The following is a 19,434-nucleotide window of genomic DNA, read 5'->3' as shown; positions in this document are numbered from 1 at the left end:
CAAGTGCCCCCCGCTAGGTAGTATCCTCCGGCCAAGCCGGTTGTCCAACGTCGATCTCGTCCGTCCACTTGAGATGATCTGCAAGCGTCTGCAGAGCCAGATCGAGGCGGCGGGACCAGGCGAGCATCCGATGCGCGCTCTCGGACGCGCTGCCATTGTCCTCGTTGAGGATGACGTCGCCAAGCGTGAAGAGGAGGAGTTCGAGGGCCGAACGCAACATGGGGGTTGCCGCCGGCGATTGGTAAATCTCCTCAAAGAAGCGATGAGCGGTATTGATATGAAGCGTCCGGGCCCCTCCGCTGCGGTCGGTGCGGAAAAAGAGGCCGCCCGCAGCATGTTCGAAATCCAAACGGTAAGGCGATACACGGAGACCCAAATCCCATTGCGGATTGGAGTGCGCCGGTTCACGCAGCAGGCTGGCCCGGCTCATAGCCCGTTCCGACAGCCGCATTTGGCCGGGCTCGGGCGATAGGGTTTTCAGGCGCCGTTCTGCCTTGGCCTCTTTGACCTTGCTGCGCAGTTGTTCGATGGCCTTGGGCAACCCGGCCTCGCGCAGGAGGTCCCAGATTGCAGGTGAAACGGTCACCTGCTGCTTCGACGTCGTGACGCCGAACAACTCATCGAGCGTCGCCGAGAATTCGACCTCAACTCGAATGTAGCGATCATTGTTGATGAAACTCGTCCATGGCGTTCGCGTCTGAACGTCGATGAGGCGCCCGTTCCGGCTGAAGATGATGCCATGATAGTCCTTGAGGATGGAGAACCTGGCATTGGCATTCAGCCCGACCGCGTCGCGCTCCTTATCGACGGAACCAAAGCTTGGCGGCAGCCACGCATAGCGAAGCGTCGCCGCGCCGAGATAGGCTCCGGACTGGGTATCCCGCACTTCGACGCGCACGGGGTCGAAGGGCTGGGCCCTCTCCTCGTCGAGATCGTAGAGGGAGAATTCAGGGGTCAGGAACAGGGGATCCACTGGGTAGACGAAATGACCGTCTACATAGAGCGCAGCCTCGCCCCGCAGCTTGTGGTACGTCACACCAAACTGTCGGCACAGATTGTCGCGCATGCCCTGGGTCGTGGACCACTCAAGGCGATCAAGCTTCTCGACCAAGATGACCGTGCCGGAGGTCCATCCGCCCGGATAAATATTGGCGATGTGGTCGGCAACGAAGGCCGGAAGGGCCACAGGCCGCGGGGCTGGAACGACAATGTCGCCTTCGGCATCGGTATATTTGCCAGCCGCGATGTCATCGAGGTCAAGCTCGACGGCGGATAGGCTTCCACCATCAACTTGGGAAATTACGGTGAAGCGGCGTCCGAGGCTGACCGACGAGCAGGGCAATCCGTATCCATACCGCCCCAACCCGTCACGGTCATTCTCGCGGTGCGTACCGCCCCACATGACCGCCATACGGATCATGGCCGGTTCCATGCCGTGGCCGTTGTCAACGACGGCCATTTGCACCGGCTTCTTGGTCGAGCCCGAACCTTCGTAGCCAAAGACGACGTCGACCCGGTCGGCGTGGGCCTGGAGGGCATTGTCGATCAGCTCCGCCACAGCGTCGCCATTGCTGCGGTAACCGAGGTCCCGGATGCCGCGAACGAAAGCTTCCGGAACCATCAGGCCAAATTTCGACCGGGCCCCGCTCCTTCGGGCATAGGCTTTCTGCGCCTCGAGGAGCGGGCCGAAGCCCGCGCCTCGCAGCGATCGGCGCTGCCCGGACATCGCTACGCCGCCAGACGCCAGGCGGACAGGAAGGCCTTGACCTGCCGATTCAGGGCAAACCTGCTGAGATGCGCGGCAGAAGCGACCAACTCCACGGGTTCATCGTCGATATGAATGAACCGAAGAGAACGCGCCACAAGGGATGGCGCCTGGCCGAGGATGAAGTCGATCTCCATCCGGTCCTCGACCTGCTTGACGGCCGCAGTTGCGTCGGGATGTTCGAGGCGGTCGAAGTCAATCGCCCGGTTCAGGCCCTCGCCAACGGTGGCACGTTCGATCGCGCCGGCGTCAACCACACGCCCGACATGCTCGGCGGCGATGGAAGCGGGTTTCGCACTGGCCGCCACTCGCGTTTGTTCACCGGCCATCACTCGCGTCCGGTCAACGGGCGCGGGTCGCGTCCGTTGACCGGGCGGTGCGAAGCTGGCGCGGACGATACGAACTGCCTTGAGCACCGCCTTGCGGAGAGCTGCCTTGCCGGTGTCGGTCGCGAGAACGGCGGCGCCGGCCTTGAAGAGAAGCGCCAAGGCTTCCTGGGCGATATCGGCATGGAGATCGTCCGGTAGGTCGGGGGCGCGGGCTTTCGAGATCCGGCGGGAATAGCGCTCGACCTCGCGGCCGAAACGCTGCTGATTGTAGGGCTTGTTGGTAAGAGCGGCCTCGATCAAGTCATCAAGGCGAATCGTCGTAACGCCGTTTTTCACGGAGTCCTCCTTTGGCTGCAGTGACCTTCAACTCAGCTTGAAGGCCGTTGCAGCGTCCGGGGGACATGGCGGCTCATGGCCGCGCCTACACTGGTCTCGAGCTGGTACTCTACCATGGCCAGGATAGCACCATGGCGTGCGGTGGGGTAGATGGGACGGAGGCGCCAGGGGCGCCTCCGTCCTCGTCAAGAGACCTTCTCGAGCGATGGGGCGGCCGGGATTTCAACGTCGTCGGATTCGGCTGTTTCCTCATCCGGCGCGGCCATCGTCTGCTGAAGCAGTTTGTACGCATCGGCGAGGAACGGGCTCCATTGCCGCTCGCGCTGCGCCTGGTACCAGAGCGCCGCCTGCTCGTCGTTGACGCCCAACTCGGCGCGCGCCAGCGAAATGAGCAGCAGGTCGAGGGCCTGCTTCGCCTCGTCGCCGTTGGCGAGGCCGAGCAGTGGGGCATAGAGGACCTGGAAGAAGGGATGCTCACGATTGATGCGCGCCGCGACTTGGCTGCCGAAGTTCCATTCCGGCTTGTAGAACGGTCCGCGCGGCTCATCGAAGAAATCGATGACGTAGGGCCGGCGCTTTGCCTCGGCTTCGAGGGCAGCCCGCGCATTGTCGATCGAAATCTGGTCCACCTTGGCAACGCGCTTTGCCTCGGTGTCAAAGTCCGCCCTGGCCTTGCTTTTCGCGTGATCGGCCACCTTCGGCTTCTGGCCGCCCACGCTGTCGGCCCGGGCCGCCGCTTCTTCAGCTTTGGTCTTCCGTTCCGCCTTGCGCGCCTCGGCCTGACGTTGCTTTGCCTTCTCCTCCTTCCGGTTCGTGCGCTGGAACGCCTGCTCGCGGCCGAGTTGAGCATCGACCTTTTCCGACGCGAGCAACCGCCAGAAATCCTCGGTCGGCCTGACTGTCTGTTTGTCGTTGGTGATGCCGAACACTTCATCGAGAGTGGGATCGAAACGCACCTCGACGCCCCAGTGATAGGCATATGACTGGAGCAAGGGCCAGTTCCCAAGACCCTTGGCCTGGTCCTTCATCGACTTGGGGAAGACGTCCACCGTTTCGATCTCACGACCAGCTCGCACAAAGGACATGCCGCGACGCGTCTTGCGGACTTCGAAACGGCGGTGGGCATCGGTCTCGGCCTTGCCGCCGGCATTGTCTTTGGCGAAGCCGTAGGGAAACCGGCTGACCCGGATATAGATCGCGCCTGCGGCCTCCAGGTCCGGGTCATCACGATTGAGCTCTTCGGCGTCGCCGACCTTGGTCAACTCGACCTGGCCGGTTTGAGCGTTGCGCACATACTTGACCGCGATATTCCAATCCGCGCTCATCTCCGCGCCGCCTTTGTCCTGCGGCAGGAAGTAGCGGGCGCCTTCGGTCAGAAACAGCGGATCGACGGGCTCGACTTTCGTGCCTTCGACGAAGAGGTCCACCTTCTCCAGCAGGTACCGATAGGTGACGCCGAAGTCGTCGATCAGATGCTCGCGCATCAACGCTGCGGTGCGGTAGGATATCCGGTCGGGATCGACCCACACGACAATGGTGCCGTGATCGAATGCGAGGCCCTTCTTGTCGAGATAGGTCTGCACGAACTCCGGCAAATCTGCCTCGACCGGCTCCGGAATCGACTGCAGGCCATGCCTTTTGACTTCGCGCACATCCAGCCACGCCTTCGTGATCGTCTTGGCGCCTTCGATCTTGGTATAAACCTCGACGAGCCGGGTTTGATTGATCGAAGCGTTGGGAAGTCCAAACCCGAACTTACCGATGAAGTTCGGATCATCGAAATGCGTGCTGGCGCCCCACGACAGGGCATACTGCGCCATCTTGGGGATCATGCCCGAGCCGTTGTCGATGAACGCGATCGCATTGATAGATTCGGCGCGCTGATGCGCCTTCAACTGTTTGGGCTTGCCGAAGCAGACGTCGATCCTGTTCGCGCCCGCCTCCATGGCGTTGTCGACGATTTCGCGGCCGGCCGCGGCGGTGTTGCGATACCCGCTGCGACGCTGGGATTCGAGAGCCTGGGCGGCATTGAAGAGCGGAAAGGCGAAATCGTCTGGAAGCCGGTCCAGGTACTTCTGCTGGCGCTCAACCTCGGTGAGCAGTCGGTCGCTGGTCGTGTCCGTGTCGATGGTGGTCATGTCGTTCTCCTTTGATCACGGCTCTTGGCCGCATGGGGTGACAACCTACCTAGGCCAACTTTCTGTCGGCGTGTGCGCGCCGCCCGACGCATTATTTCCGTGATCGGGTGCGCGACGACGCTTTCGGCAAGCGGAAAGTGTCGTCGTACCGATGAACGAGCGTTTCGATAAATTCGCGGGACTGGCCGACAATGAACTCGGCGTCTTCGGGATCTGAGAACACGCCGCGATGGACGATTTCGTTGCGGACCTCGTGGATGCGTTTGGCGGCCGTCTGGAGTCTCTTGAACTCGGCGCTTTTCACGCCGTTGAAGCAGATCGGAAGGATCAGCCGGTTCATCTTACCGTCGAGACCGTTTGCCCAAATGAGAAACCCGTCGACGACACGAGCGTCAAATTGAGTGCGGCGTGAAAATTCGGTTCTGATCGCAAAATTGGCCGCGATTTCGGCAGCGGTGGCGCAGCGAACGATGGCTGCGGATGCCTCGTTGCGGTTGTGCAGGCCAGTCAGTTTCGTCCATTGCGACCGGAGCCGCTCGATGTCTGTTCGCTGATCATAGGGTGGCTTGCCCATCGGTCTCACTTGCCTCCGATTGCTTGATAGGCTCCCCGCCATAGCGGCGACGTTGCATCAGTTCGTTCTTGAGTCGCGAAGCAAATCGAGACGCTGGCAATTTCGGCGATGCAACTTTTCCGTAATTTGCTTTGTGGACTATCATTCGTAGAACTATCTGCCTAGGTTCACTTGGTGAATAATCCGGCGACTGACAAACGCCGATAAGGACTTACACGGCTTTTGGGGGGTGAATGTTGAATATGCATTTGTGGCGGCCGCGCGGTGCGGTCGCCCGCTAGCGCATTGCAGTCCGGTTTGGCCGAGATCCTTCAAGGCTGGCAGCGACGCCTCGAGGCGCATTTCGCTGCGCTCGCTCAAACGCGCCGCCCGAAGGGCCTGCCCGTTTTCGCGATTGAGCACGGGCTTGACGCGGACGAGCGAAACGTCGTCGGACAACTGCTCAACCGGTCGCTGGGCGTCGAACAAACCGCACAGTCCTGGCTTGTGTGGGTCGTTTACGCTGCCGAGCAGGGCTACGAATATGATGGCGATGAATACTGGACGACGTTCGAGCGCCGAACGCCAGAGTGGCGGCATTTGGTGGATCGCCGCCAACTCCGCCGTTGGTTCGGACGGTTCCACGAGAAATATGCAGGTCTCAAGCCAACAGGACCGTGGGCCTCTTGGTTCTCCATCATAGCGTGGCCCATTACCCACGCGCTGTTGCCGCGAGATCTGCAATCTGATCTGGCTCGTGCGCTGTACCATTGGCGCTATCCACTCGCGAAAATGCTCGGCGACGAGCCAGCGAAGATCGGTCGCTTCCTGGCGGGCGTGTCGCACGATGCTCCATCCCGTTTCCGCAACTTCCTGGAACAGGAGGAAATCGCTGGTCGGATCGTCCTGGCGCTGCTGGCAGGCCGGACAGAGGCCGTTGCCCAGTTCGTGCTTCCGGTCACGCTCGAGCGGATCGTTGCCGATCTTCAAAAGGCGAGTGCGGCGCGCGCCTGGCTCAGGGACGCACGACAAGTCGCCGAGCGCTATAAACTCAAGGGGACAGCGCGCCAGCTTCCGGGAAGTTCTGGCAACGCCTCTGCGCCGCGAACGGCGGTCACCACTGCCCAGCCCTATATCCGACCGGCTCTGACACTGCGGCGCGCGGGCCCTGGCGAATGGAAATCTTGGATTGAACTCCCGTCTCTGCGACCGATTGGGGACCTCTCGCCTGACCTCGGTGCGTATCTGCGGCGGGCACGATGCAATGTCGGCGGCTCGCCGGGCCTGCTGCCACCCGGCTGGCTGATGTTGGGAGATCAACGACGCCTTCTCGCATCCTGGCCATCTTCGGATCGGCCAATTGTCCAGTTCAGCGATCCGCCTCCAATGCTGGAGCAGTTGCTGGCCGCGGACGGGTGCATCACAACAGGGCCGATCTGGCTGTTTCGCGTTGGAGCAGATGGGCTGGCGCATGAAGTTATCGGCCGCATGGTACGGCCAGGCCAAAGCTATGTGCTGGTCTCAGACGTCCCTATCGCGACCGGGCAAATTGGGACGCCGGTCACGCTCGGGTCTACGGGCGCGACCGCCATCGGCTTCGATTTGCCTTCGCACCTTTCAGAAGAAGTGATCACGGCGCTGCGCGCCCTCGGACTCGGTGTAGGGCAGTCAATACGCATTGCGCCGGCTGGCTTGGAAGCGCGGCGCTGGGATGGCGAAGGATTCGCCGAGTGGATGGAGGGCGAAAGTCCGTGCCTTTCTCTTGAAGCCGACCATTCGGTCGAGCGCTTTGCGGTTCGGTTGAACGCGGGTCCCACGCTTGAGATCCCGGCGAACGGGAACTCGCCGATCTTTCTGAAGCTCACGAATTTGGACGTTGGACGACACACCCTTTCTGTGGAGGTGAGATCACAGGCCGGCGGTGCTCCGAAAGCGGCGGCGGGCTACGTCGCGCTGACCATTCGGCCGCCGGAGCCGTGGATCGCCGGAACAACGAACCATAGCGGCTTGGCGATTACTGCCGACCCTGCCGAGCCGAGCCTTGACCAGTTCTGGAAGGGGGAAGTGAGTCTCCAGGCGCTCGGTCCAGCCCAGCAACAGGTCCGGATCTTCGTGGAGATGCTGAATGCCGCTGGTGGTGTCCTCGCGACGGAACAGGTCGCGGCACTTCCCCTGCCGGTGACCAAGGAGACCTGGATGCGCGCGGTGTCGGCGTTCCTGATAAGGGAGACCGATCCATGGGCGTATCTGACGGCGACATCGGGTCGGCTCGTTGTAGACGGTGACGCGAGCGGTTGTTGGCGATTGCCGCTTCATCGTGACGTGGCGCCGCTGAGGTGGGTCTGGCATCGTGGCGCCAACCGCACGGCGCTGCGCCTCATCGACGACCATGGTGGTGACGACCCGGTGGTCGCGCGGTTCTTTCCGTTTGCGCAACCCGCCAACGCTATCGAGCTCAACGCAAAAGAACTGGAATCTGACTTCTCCCCCACCGAGCAGGGAGGTCTGTGTGTCGCCTCCTATGGGGACAGATCTGAAGCGCTCGTGGTCAGCATGCCACAAACTCTTGGCAGCCTGTCCGGGCTGGTGATCGAGCCAGAAGTTGGGGTGGACCCCGCGGCGGGGGAGGCGATCGGGCAACTGGCTGCGCTGTTGGAGCTATGGACGGGCGCCAAACTCGTCGGTCCGCTTGTATCGTCGCGCCAGCAGGCAGTCATCAAAACGTTTCAGCGGACTTTGGCAGCGCTGGTATTCGGCTCGGACTGGGCTGGGGCTGAGGCTCGCTATTCTCAATCGCTGAAAGGTCCGAAGGACCTCAAAGACCTTGCCGCGCAGACGGGTGCCCCGCCCGCCTTCAACTTTGTCATCGCGCGGGACATAGACAAGTTTCGCTCGATGGCGCTGGCCAAACGGATCGCGGAATTTGAGGCCCTGGCTCGGCGCTACAGCAAAGTCCCCAACGGCGCCGGCGCAGCGTCTCTGGCCATCGCCGGCTGGCTCGATGGGGACGGGCCATGGACCGATGCGCTTGGAGCGCATCTCGACGCCCTGAGACCTGTACCGTTCCTGCTTCGAGCAGCACGATTGCTTAGCATTGCGACACCGGTCGCCTCGGGGTCGGAACCAGGGGAGGAGGGTCGCCGATGATCAGCGTTGTCTCGCCTGCCGCTGTTGTCGGGTCTGCTCGGGAAGCTTTGCACCTCCCTGCGGGAGCCAACACCGACGATGAATATTGGATTGCCACGTTGCGCCGCCTGGCGGGTTATCAGTGCCCATGTTCCCCACGAACTCTGATCGCAGCCGTGATCGAAAGTCATCGCAACCTGGTCTCGATCGACGACACCTTCGTTGAGCAACTCGAGCGTCTGGTCGATGCTCTGGTTGCTGCGGGGGACCTTCTGGAACTGAGCGACGTCACGACGCTCGACGAGACCGTCAAGGCCACCTGGTTGTTTGCCGCTCCGCCGAGTTTCATCATTCATCCGTCCGGAACGGCATTCGTGGTGGGGCTGGCAAGCGACGATCCGCTGCCCCTGCCGGCGGAACTGCGAGAACGCGTGAAGGCCCGCGCGGCGACGCGCATGATCGAGGCGTTGGAGGGCGAGGATCTTGCTCTCCTGCTCGATGGCATCGGGTTTCGTCAGCTATCGCTCGACACCTGGCTGAAGGTGCCGAAGATGGAGGATGCTGGGTCCCTTATTGCGGGCATGGATGCGCGGCTCGGAGGGCGATCGGCGATCTCCGATACGAAGGATACGCGCATCCTCGACTGGACTGTGGAAACACGTCGGTACCGAGATCGATGGCGTGCGCCTCTGCGCCAGACCGGTTGCTTCATCGTTCGTCGCCCGCAAGCTTACGGCGCGGATTTGTGGGCATATGCACGATTCAACCTCGGTCAACTCGAAGCGCTGGTTGATCTCCCGCTGCCAGGCAGTCGTTGGCGCGGCTGTGACAGCGCATGGCGAATTCAACTGGCCCTCGACGCACGGGCTGGTCGGCCTCAACGCTATCGTGTCCGCTCGACGGACGCGTTCTCGGACTTCGACTTATTCTTCCCCCTCCCGAGTTGGGCGCGACGGCGCCTTGGCGTTGTCGGTGAAGAACGCAAGCCGGCGAATTGCCTGATGTCATTTCGGATGCCCGCAAATCAAGTGGATGCGGAACGGGCATTTCTAAGGGATTATCTCTATTTCGAATGTGAAAAATAGCGGGACACGGGGCGGATGACGCGGACAATCCAAGAGACGATCGATGAACTGCATTCATCGCTCAAAGATTATATCGAGGCGACCTATCACATCGGCGATGCCGCGCTCATCGCGCAGCGTCGAACGCTCCTCGATCGTGCGGGCGTCACCCATCAGATTCCTTATCTGGAATCGACCCCCAAATATAAGGTCGGACAGCGGTTCGGAGATATAGCGGGCCTTCCGCCCGCTGCTCTGGCAGTCTACTCCGCGCTCTCAAAACGGGACGGCAAAAATGCGCGGCTGCTGTTCGATCCGCCGTATCGCCATCAGGGCGACGCGATCCGCCATGCGCTGATCGATGGCAGCAACCTCGTGATCATGACGGGTACCGGTTCAGGTAAGACGGAATCGTTCCTGCTCCCGATCCTGGGCAAATTTGCTCGCGAAGCGGCCGAGCATCCAGAGGCGTTCCGCGATCAGCGGGGTGCTCGTGCGCTACTGCTCTATCCCATGAACGCGCTCGTGAACGACCAGTTGGGCAGGATGCGCGCGATCTTTGGCGATCCGCGGCTGGTCAAGCTGTTTACCGCGTGGGCGGGACGTCCACCCACCTTTGCCCGTTACACGAGCCGCACACCCTATGCCGGCGTGAGATCGGGAAAGCGGGACGGCAAGAAACTCGCGTCGTTCGAGAGTTTCTATGTCGAGATAGAGCGCCAGGCTTCTGGTCCAGTTTCGGACGACCAGAAACGCGCGGCGAAGCTGCGCCGACAGTTGCAGGAACGTGGAAAATGGCCAGCCAAGCCCGACCTCGAAAAATGGTTTGGCGCCAAGGGCACGGACTGGGTCAATCGCAAGACAGGTGAACCCCTTCGCGCCGTGACGTTGCCCGACGACAGCGAACTGATTACCCGCCACGAGGCGCAAGCGGCGGCCCCTGATCTTCTCGTCACCAACTATTCGATGCTCGAGTACATGTTGATGCGTCCGATCGAGCGGACGATTTTCGACCAGACCAGTGCTTGGCTCGCCAACAATCCGGACGAGAAGTTCACCGTCGTTCTCGACGAAGCGCACCTCTACCGAGGCGCCGCTGGGGCGGAGGTCGGCCTGCTCCTCCGCCGCTTGCGCGCCCGGCTCGGCATTCCGGTAGAGCGCTTCCAGGTCATCTGCGCGACCGCCAGCTTTTCCGACACGGCGAAGGGCGGCGAGTTTGGTGCACAATTGTCGGGTGCGCCAGTTGAGAGTTTCGTGCCGGTGGTGGGTGACCTCGATTTGCGATCGCATGCGGCTCCCGGTACGGCCGCCGATGCCGAAGTTCTCGCGACGATCGATCTCGACGGGTTCTATTCGCCCGACGAGGCGGAACGCCAGACCGCTGTCGCGCCGCTTCTGGCGCACCGGCACGTCGCTCCGGCTGCGGACCTGGAGAAGAGCCTGTTCGCGGCACTTGAAACCTTCGCGCCACTGGGTCTGCTCGTCAACATGACGATGAAGGTCGCGCGGCCGGTGGCCGATCTGGGAGCAGCGCTGTTTCCCGATGCGCCCGACCTGGCAAACCGTGCCGTAACATCGCTGCTCGCGCTCGGCAGCGTAGCGCGGGAGTCAGCGGATGCGGCCGGCCTCCTGCCATGTCGGATTCACAATTTCTATCGCGGACTGCCCGGCTTGTGGGTGTGCATGGATCCTGAATGTACCGAGGTCGCGCCGGAGGATCGGTCGGGCGTATGCGGTCGCATGTACAGCCAGCCGCGTGAAGTTTGTGGATGTGGCTCGCGCGTGCTGGAATTCTACACCTGTCGCAACTGTGGTGCCGCCCATGCCCGGGCGCATTCGGACGACGTCGACACGCCCAATGCGCTCTGGTCCGAGCCGGGCCGCCGACTCAAGATGCCGGGGATCGAGACCGCACCGCTGCTCGACCTCGATCTGCTCCTGGCGGAACCCCGGTTGACGGATGTCGTGGAATTGGCCGAGTACGACCTTGAGACCGGCCGGCTCAACCCGCCAGTTCCCGGTCCGCGCAGCCGCACCGTCTATCTACGGAAAGATCGCACCACGCCGCCCACAGATGAGGACGGCGAGGTGGATACGCGCGCGGAAGTGCGGGGGCAATTTACGCCGTGTGCGGTATGTGGCGAAACCGCTGCGTTCGGGCGAACATCGGTTCAGGATCACCAGACCAAGGGTGACCAACCCTTCCAGGCACTCGTCGCGCGTCAGATTCAGGTCCAGCCACCCGGACCGCAGGAGGCAACGAGTTTTGCCCCTTTGCGCGGGCGCAAGGTGCTCGTGTTTTCTGACTCGCGCCAAGTCGCGGCGCGCCTGGCGCCAAACCTTCAGCTCTACTCGGTGCGCGATGCGTTGCGGTCGTTGATCGTGTGGGGGTTCGACAGGCTTCGCCAGCAGCCAATGGTTGCCTCGATGCTCAACCTGGGCGACCTCTACGTGGCCGTCATCCTCGCCTCCAAAGCATTGGGTGTGCGGCTGCGACCCGAATTGAAACCCGGCGAGACGTTCGCCACGGACTCCGAAATCGCCGCGGCCGTGCGTGATGGCGCACTGGAGGATTCGGCAAAGCTGATGATGCTGTGGGTGAAGCACAGGAGCGACCCGGTGCCCCAGGCGCTTCTCGATGACATCGTTAAGACGGTTCAGGATCGCTATCTGGGTCTCGAGGCCCTTGCGCTCGCATCACTTCGCGAGAGCGCCGACAAGGTTACGGCAGTACACGCGCTGCCGAACATTCCTGGCCTAGCTGAAACGAACGAGGAGAAGATCGGTCTCGCTCGCGCCTGGTTGCGCTGTTGGCGGTCGAATGGCTTCTGGCTGAACGCGATGCCACCGACATGGTACAAGCGTCCGAAGGGGCGCGGAACCAGTATTCGGGCACAGAAGGGCACGTTCCGCGCCATGCAGCGCGTGATCCCCGACAGTGCCACGCGCAAGGTGTTCGATAAGACCTGGCAACAGCCATTGATGGCGATTTTCACCGAAGAGATGGAGAGCGGGTTCAAGCGGCTTGCTGGCAAGAATCTCTCTCTGGAACTCGACGGTTCGTGGGTGCGATGCGGCGATTGCCGCTCGGTTCACCGTCCGATGTCACGGATCGCCCACTGCCTCGATTGCGCCAGCACGAACATCGCTCCGCTCAATCCTCTGGAAGACCCCGTTTTCACCGCGCGCAAGGGTTACTATCGCAACCCCGTCGTGGCGGCGCTCACCGATCCTGATCGCAAGCCGATGGCGCTGATCGCAGCGGAGCACACCGCCCAATTGAATGCGCCGCAAAGCGAGGACGTTTTCTCGCGCGCCGAGGAGAATGAACTGCTGTTCCAGGACGTCGCGCTCGACTGGGGAGCGGCAGCCAAGCGGTCCACTGCCATCGACGTGCTCTCGAGCACGACGACCATGGAAGTCGGTATCGATATCGGCGCATTGTCGGGTGTTGCCTTGCGCAACATGCCGCCAGGGCGGGCCAACTATCAACAGCGCGCAGGCCGCGCCGGGCGTCGAGGCAATGCGGTCGCGACCGTGGTTGCATTCGGCAGCGCCGACAGTCACGACGAACACTATTTCAGCCAGCCCGAGGCCATGATCGCCGGGCCGGTCGTCGATCCGAAGCTGACGCTCAACAATCCGGATATCGTACAGCGACATATCCGAGCGTTCCTGCTGCAAAGCTATCACCAGGACCGGATACCCGGCTTCGACCCCGATGCCGATCCGAGCCTATTCTCCGTGCTGGGCACCGTCGAAGGCTTCAAATCTGGAACCGAAATTCTCAACAGGAGTGATTTCGCCAATTGGCTCAAAGCGCACGAGGCAGAACTGCGGGCCCGCGTGGCGGACTGGATCCCCAATGAACTGCACGATGAGGACCGCGAGACCCTCCTGGAGCAGATGGTGCAGGACGTTCTCAAGGCAGTCGATGAGGCATTGAGTGCCAAATCCCTCGGTGGCGATAAGACCGTCGAGGAGGACGCGGAGGAGGCTCCCGAAGTTCCCGAAGAGGAGGGTGAGGAGGCGCCGCCTGAAAAGGCTTTGACGGGTAAACTGCTTGACCGCTTGCTCTACCGCGGCGTGCTTCCACGCTACGCGTTTCCGACCGACGTCGCGACTTTCAACGTCTTTGATATTGATCGCTCGACGTCGTTTCGGCCGGTCATGAAGTTTGCGCCGTCGCAATCCTTGCCTGTCGCACTCTCGCAGTACGCGCCCGGCAAGACCGTATGGATCTCAGGCAAATGCTACACATCGGGGGCGATCTATGCGCCGATGCCTGACGACCGTTTCGACGCTTGGCAAAACCGGCGGCTCTATCGAGAGTGCTCGGAGTGCCATTTTGCTGAGACCGTGCCACTCGACTCCGGGCTCAAGCCGGGGGTGGCGCATGATTGTCGTGCATGTGGTGGTGAGGGCACTTTCGGTCCCACCCATTTCTGGATGCGTCCGCCGGGATTTGCCCATCCGGTCTACGAGGAAGAGATGACGTCCCCGGACGACATGCCCGAGACGGCCCATGCGACGCGGGCGAAACTGACGATGCCCACCCCGGCAGACGACGAGAAGTGGGTCCCTGTGAACGATCGAATCCGGGCGATGCCCGACCGCAAGCACCTGCTTGTTTCAAACACAGGTCCGAAACAAGAGGGCTACAACTACTGCACCAAGTGCGGACGGATCGAAGCGTCAGCTGAGGCAACCGCGGCGCTTGGCGGTCCGCACGAGAAGCCTTTTCCGGACGAGAAAGAACCGCAATGTCCGGGGAGCGGCACGACGCGCGGGTTGGTGCTCGGCACCGACTTCATTACCGACATTGCCCTATTCTCGCTCAGGGTCGCCGCACCGCTCAAGCTCAAACCGGGGCTTTATCCCACGGACGTGGCACTGCGGACGGTCAGCGAAGCACTGGCTAAGGCCGCGTCCTCCATGCTCCAGATCGAGCCTGGCGAGTTGATGGCTGAATATCGACCCGCGCTGACCCCTGCGGGAACGAGCGGGCTTGAAGCGGAGATATTTCTCTATGACACGCTTCCAGGCGGCGCCGGGTTCGCCAGCCAAGTCGCTCACCGTAGCAGCGAACTGTTCGAGCAAGCACTGACCCTGATGAAAACGTGCCCTGAGGATTGCGACGCCTCCTGCTATCGTTGTCTGCGGAGCTTCAAGAATAAGTTCGAGCACGGGCTCCTCGATCGACACGTCGGCGCGGAACTGCTCGACTACCTCATCAGCGGGGAGATGCAGCCATTCAATGCGCGTCGCATCCGCTCATCGAGCCGACTCCTTCATCAGGATCTCGAGCGACAGACCGATGGCTTCGCCTTCGCGGTGGATGAGGACGTCACCGTGCCGGTTATCGGGCCGGTCACGATCCCAATTCTGGCTACGCGCGTTGATGGCAAGCGCTTCGCGATCGCGCTCGCGGGTGCCTTGACCGGCGACCATCCGGCCGATCCAGCCATAGCCGACATGCGCGAGAAGTGGGGCGAGATACCCGTCATTCCAGTCAACGAATTGCTGGTACGGGGAAACCTTCCGGCGGCGACCAGGAACGTGCAAAGCGCGCTCGGGGCATAGGAAGGAGCCGAGGGCGTGATTGAGATTCTAGGCGTTTTGGAGGGGCAGGAATACGAGGCGGCACTTCACGTGCGGCGGTTGCTTCTCAAGCTCTGGCCTGATTTGGCGCAGAGCCGCGAGGACGTGGTCAAGATCTTCGTCGGCTTCAAGATGTACGGATATAAGGTCGAGGATCTCGACCTTATCGTTGTGGGCCAGTTTGCCTCGCCGCGTGCCTTCGATGTCGAGTGGAAATTCTACCCGCGCGATATGGAGCCGTTCGTCCCCAAAGCGGCAAGCGTCCGCAACTTCGCGCTGGTGATCGAAGTCAAATCCCACGATGCTTCGGGGGTACGCTTCGACGGCAAGGTCGCATCGGTCCGCTACATTCGAAACGGCAGAGCAACCTGGGAGTGCGTGACCGAAAAAAACCGGCTGCAGATGTTCGAGTTCAAGAAGTATCTCGGACGGCATGGCCTCGATCAAATCCACGTTCAGGACCTGATCCTCTTTACCGGCCTACGCGAAAGCGATCTGCCGAAGCGACCGCACAATTGCCTCGGCGGCGATGCCAGCTTCGAGCGCGTGCTGAACGTGCTCGGGCAGATCGCACGGCCTTACCGCAATGGAAATCGCGTGGACCTGGTCTTTGGCGCGGGGGAGGTGTTCGAGCGCCTCTTGTCCACGGAGTTCGAACTCTTCGACACGCTCGAGCCGACGCCACTCGATCGCCGCCGCATGGATATGATCGCCAAGCGCGCGATGTCCGATGCGTGGCTTGATGATCTCGGCGAGCGCCAGGTGATCCTCAAGGGACGCGGTGGCGTGGGCAAGACCGTCATCCTCCTGCAAATGGCATATCGGGCCTATGAAGTGCGGCAGCAACGATCCTTGCTGCTCACCTTCAACAAGGCGCTCGTTGCCGACCTGCGGCGCACCATGGCGTTGCTCGGTGTCCCCAAGAGCTTGGAAACAGGGGGGGATCGCGATCGACACAGTTCACGCGTTCTTTGGCCGCGTGATGCGTCAACTCGGCATCATAAACAGCTACGACGGCTTTCTGGAACGCTTCGACGAACACAAGGCGGCGCTGCTCGACTACCTCCAATCCGGCACCGTTAGCCGCGCTGATCTCGACGCGCTTATGATGCAGCATGGTGCCGATTTTGACTGGGACCTGGTGTTTGTCGATGAGGGGCAGGACTGGCCGGCCGACGAGATCGCAATCCTGCGCCACCTCTACGAGCCAGAGCGGCTGACGGTCTCAGATGGCGTTGATCAGTATGTGCGGGAATCGGTGGCCGACTGGTCGCAGGGTGTTCCGAAGATGTCGCTGCGGGCGAGACGGCTGACGCGCTGCATGCGCATGAAGGCCAACCTTGCCGCCTTCGTCAGAGACATGGCGGCAGGTCTCGGTATCGATGATTGGGATCTCGAACCGAATAGCGATGCCCCTGGCGGTCGAGTGCTTGTCGTAGAGGGCGATTTGGCCAGCAGGCCAGAACTCTTGCGAGCCTGGTGTGACGATGCGCGCGCACTTGGAAACGCGCCCGTCGATATGCTCGCTTGTGTTTCCCCCGTCATGGTGCCGGCTGGGCCGTTGGGCCAATTGTGCCGACCCGCCGCAATCTATGAGCGCAGCGGCGGCATGGTGTGGGACGGAACAAGCCGGGATGTTCGCGAGCATTTTCCCACCCACCGCGATCAACTGCGGTTTGTACAATACGACTCCTGCCGTGGGCTCGAGGGTTGGACGGTCATAAATTTCCAGCTCGACACGCTGTGGGACTACAAGCGCAGTCAGTGGTTCTCCGAAGATCACGTCGTTGATGACCTCTATCGCACGGCCGAGGAATCGGCCGCGCAGCACGCGTCCCGTTGGGTGATGATCCCGCTCACGCGCGCGATCGACACCCTCGTGATAAACGTCAATCCGCAAGACAGTTTTGTTCGGAACGCGCTGGCAAAGGTGCACGCGAAAAGGCGCGACTTTGTTGATTGGATCGTCGAACCAGGCGTTGCCGAGGTCCAACTCGCCGCTGGCTAGGCGAATATCGAGTTGCTGTCGCCGCCTCTCGGATGTGTCTGCAGAAGGCTGAGGACCGACTCGACTCCGGGCATCCCGGCGGCGACAAGGCGCCCGACCGGCAGCGAACGCGGTGCATATGGGCGGCACTCGTCCAGGATCGCGAGGAATGCCTTGTCCGCGCTGATCACGACGTCCGTTTCGAGGAGGTACGTGAACAGTTGATTGTCTGCGCCGAACCCATCTGTAACCTTGCGAAATCGCTGCGCGAACGAATGTGCCCATCGCATCCACTGCCGGCCAAGGGCTTCGGCGCTCGCCAGATGCAACCAAAACTCTACCCACGCCGCACTGTGCAATAGGCCATCGTCGAGTTCAACGAACGGGGAAATCCAGTAGGGTGACCTGGGCGAGACAACGCATATGTGACGCCGTTCCAACTCTCGATGCGCCACGCCTCCACCATCTCGCCGTTCCAGCCCGCGACGGGGCGGAGCGGCGATGCAAGTGTCTTGTCCATCGAGGGGTTGACCTTCCAGCCCACCTCCATCATTTCCTTGCGTGCACCCCTGATTTGCTCGGCAGCCTGTGTCAGCAAAGAGCCTTCCGCCATCTGCACGCGGAGAGCTTCCGTCTCGGGCGACCGTGCGCACCGCACCCAGAACCCGCCCATTTTTCGCGACCAATCGTTGCGGCTGCGGGTGAAGAACGCCTGATGCGGAGAAGGCCTCAGCCACTCCGGTCTGAGCCGCCGAACTTCGTCAAGGATCTCCATCGATTCGCTATATGCTTCCGGCATGAGACGCTCGAACCGCTGGTTTGTCATTAGCGAGATGAGCCGGTTTCGCAGGGGCACATCCCGCAGTCGCAGGGCTTCGTAGACCAGTGCAACTTGGACAATCACGGAACTGCTGTTTGCGGCGCGCAACAACGCGCCTTGGGCTCCAGCATCGAGCACATACCGCCAGATGTTGGAGTCGAGCAGGAACCTCGTGGTCGTCTTGTCCGTCTGACCAGTGTCGCGCACCATCTGTTCGGTGTCCCCTTCGCGCGCGTTTGCCCGCCGGCGTCATGCTGCGAGTTGCGCCTGGGCGCTCTCAGGGTCGCTTGCCGCTTGCAGAAGGAACCGGGCCAGAGCGGCCTTGCGCGACGCGCGGTCGAGCGCATAGGCGGTTTGCTTGAACTCGATTCCGTCAAGCAGACCTTGGATGTATCCCGATATGGTGTCCGCCGCCATCACGAGGGCGGTGTCGAGCGTGTGGATGTATTTGCTGGTGACCGAGCCCTTCGAATGGCCGACCAGCGCGGCGATCGTCACTTCGGTGAAGCCGAGATCGTTGGCGATGCTGGCGAAGCTGTGGCGCAGGACATGGGGCGTCACATCCGCCAGCGGAGAGCCTTTGAATATCTGTTCCCAGTGGTTTGCGAAGCCGCCAAAGGCACCATCCTCCATTCGGGGACCGGGGAACACATAGGTACCGGAGTGGTCTCTTCTTCGCTCCTCGAGGTATTCGACGACCGGGAGACCAATCGGACGAATCGAGGCTCCCTCCTTGCTATCGATGAGACGCAAGCAACTGGAGTCGGTGTCTGCCTCCCTCCACATGAGTTCTATCATCTCGGACCGGCGGCAGCCCGTGAGCGCAATCTGGCGAATGATCTCCACGCTCATCGCATATTTCTCATTGCCGGCAGCCTCGCGGAGCATCTTGCCGAGAATTCGATACTCGTCCTCGGTGAGCCGCCGATCACGGACCTGATCCTTTGGTTTGCGCAGACCATGCGCGGGGCTGTGTTCGATGATGCCGGTCTCGACGGCGTATGTGAGGATGCCGCCTAGCAACCCGACAGTCCGGGTCGCTGTCCCTGCGCCACCCCGTACGATCGCTTTGCCACGCAGCTTGGCGGTTTTGACCGAGGCGCGTGTCTTCCCGGCCATGATGTCTTTGAGAACCTTGTTGATGTCGGCCTTCGTGAGATCCTTGACCCGTCGCGTGCCGATGAGCGGGATGATGTGTCGGTTGATGCGGCCCGTGTCGGTGCCAACGGTCGTGGATTTCTTCGGACGGCCACCCTTCCCAAGGATAAGACCTGCTTCGAGATCCGTGATGTAGAGGGCGCAGAGTTCCTTCACCGTGATCGCCTGGTGGTCGAGTTGCCGTTCTTCTGCGGGGTTGTTACCGCTGGCGACGCGGCCGAATTGGACCTTCGCCTCTTGGCGTGCTGTTTCTGGTGTCCACACTCCATGGAGGCCGATTGTGTAGCGACGCGAGCGTCCGGCGGCGCGGTACTGAATGACGTAGCTCCGCTTACCGGAGGTGAAGACGCGGAGGCCAAAACCGGGTAGTTCGTCATCCCATATGACGTAATCTTTTTCGCGGGAAGTTGCGGCGTCGACGATCCGTTTTGTGATCTTAGTCATGGAATTTCATCCGATCGGCCCCGATCTCTCGCGTAAGCACCACGTAAGCACGCGGGCGGAAATCGTAGCGTAGGTTCGGATAGGATCGTGGAAGCGTCCTTCCAGAAAGTCTA

At 61.7% G+C, this 19,434-nt stretch carries 12 protein-coding genes; 5 read left to right on the top strand and 7 right to left on the bottom strand.

Annotated elements, in window-relative coordinates; genetic code table 11:
• Positions 1-13: 13 nt before the first annotated feature.
• The 4 genes from FJ471_RS05295 to FJ471_RS05280 form a co-directional block, all read right to left on the bottom strand.
• Complete coding sequence (locus FJ471_RS05295) at positions 14-1,726, bottom strand: ATP-binding protein (protein WP_140802113.1); 1,713 nt, start codon at positions 1,724-1,726, stop codon at positions 14-16.
• A gap of 2 nt (positions 1,727-1,728) precedes the next feature.
• A complete protein-coding gene (locus FJ471_RS05290) occupies positions 1,729-2,430 on the bottom strand; it encodes a hypothetical protein (protein ID WP_140802112.1) in 702 nt (233 codons plus the stop codon).
• Positions 2,431-2,615: 185 nt separating this feature from the next.
• Entirely contained in the window at positions 2,616-4,568 is a 1,953-nt protein-coding gene (locus FJ471_RS05285; RefSeq protein WP_140802111.1) for an ATP-binding protein, read from the bottom strand.
• A gap of 91 nt (positions 4,569-4,659) precedes the next feature.
• A complete protein-coding gene (locus FJ471_RS05280) occupies positions 4,660-5,142 on the bottom strand; it encodes a hypothetical protein (protein WP_140802110.1) in 483 nt (160 codons plus the stop codon).
• Between the two features lie 297 nt (positions 5,143-5,439).
• Between FJ471_RS05280 and FJ471_RS05275 the strand changes: the two genes are divergently transcribed.
• From FJ471_RS05275 to FJ471_RS35185, 5 genes are read left to right on the top strand one after another with little or no spacing between them, the layout of a single operon-like run.
• Complete coding sequence (locus FJ471_RS05275; protein WP_140802109.1) at positions 5,440-8,268, top strand: hypothetical protein; 2,829 nt, start codon at positions 5,440-5,442, stop codon at positions 8,266-8,268.
• Entirely contained in the window at positions 8,265-9,332 is a 1,068-nt protein-coding gene (locus FJ471_RS05270; protein ID WP_140802108.1) for a hypothetical protein, read from the top strand. Before FJ471_RS05275 ends, FJ471_RS05270 begins: the two co-directional genes overlap by 4 nt.
• Before the next feature lie 15 nt (positions 9,333-9,347).
• Positions 9,348-14,894: a DEAD/DEAH box helicase gene (locus tag FJ471_RS05265; RefSeq protein ID WP_140802107.1), complete on the top strand. Its 5,547-nt coding sequence runs from the start codon at positions 9,348-9,350 to the stop codon at positions 14,892-14,894.
• A 15-nt stretch (positions 14,895-14,909) separates the two neighbouring features.
• On the top strand, positions 14,910-15,995 hold the full coding sequence (locus FJ471_RS35190; RefSeq protein WP_246684617.1) for a hypothetical protein: 1,086 nt from the start codon (positions 14,910-14,912) through the stop codon (positions 15,993-15,995).
• Positions 15,895-16,920 (top strand): hypothetical protein, encoded by a 1,026-nt coding sequence (locus FJ471_RS35185; protein WP_246684616.1) that lies wholly within the window; start codon positions 15,895-15,897, stop codon positions 16,918-16,920. The genes FJ471_RS35190 and FJ471_RS35185 overlap by 101 nt, the downstream gene beginning before the upstream one ends.
• On the opposite strand, the gene FJ471_RS05255 is transcribed toward FJ471_RS35185, so the two are convergent.
• Genes FJ471_RS05255 through FJ471_RS05245 form a run of 3 tightly spaced genes read right to left on the bottom strand, consistent with a single transcriptional unit; the run spans position 16,917 to position 19,321 of the window.
• Positions 16,917-17,228 (bottom strand): hypothetical protein, encoded by a 312-nt coding sequence (locus FJ471_RS05255; protein ID WP_140802106.1) that lies wholly within the window; start codon positions 17,226-17,228, stop codon positions 16,917-16,919. The genes FJ471_RS35185 and FJ471_RS05255 overlap by 4 nt on opposite strands.
• 8 nt (positions 17,229-17,236) lie before the next feature.
• Complete coding sequence (locus FJ471_RS05250) at positions 17,237-17,929, bottom strand: hypothetical protein (protein WP_140802105.1); 693 nt, start codon at positions 17,927-17,929, stop codon at positions 17,237-17,239.
• Between the two features lie 39 nt (positions 17,930-17,968).
• Positions 17,969-19,321, bottom strand: a complete 1,353-nt coding sequence (locus FJ471_RS05245) for a site-specific integrase (RefSeq protein WP_140802104.1) — start codon at positions 19,319-19,321, stop codon at positions 17,969-17,971.
• Positions 19,322-19,434 lie beyond the last annotated feature (113 nt).

It is taken from the genome of Mesorhizobium sp. B2-7-1, assembly GCF_006440735.1.
Taxonomy (GTDB): domain Bacteria; phylum Pseudomonadota; class Alphaproteobacteria; order Rhizobiales; family Rhizobiaceae; genus Mesorhizobium.
Note: the sequence above shows the minus strand (reverse complement) of the source record. Positions and strands in the feature narration are given on the sequence as shown.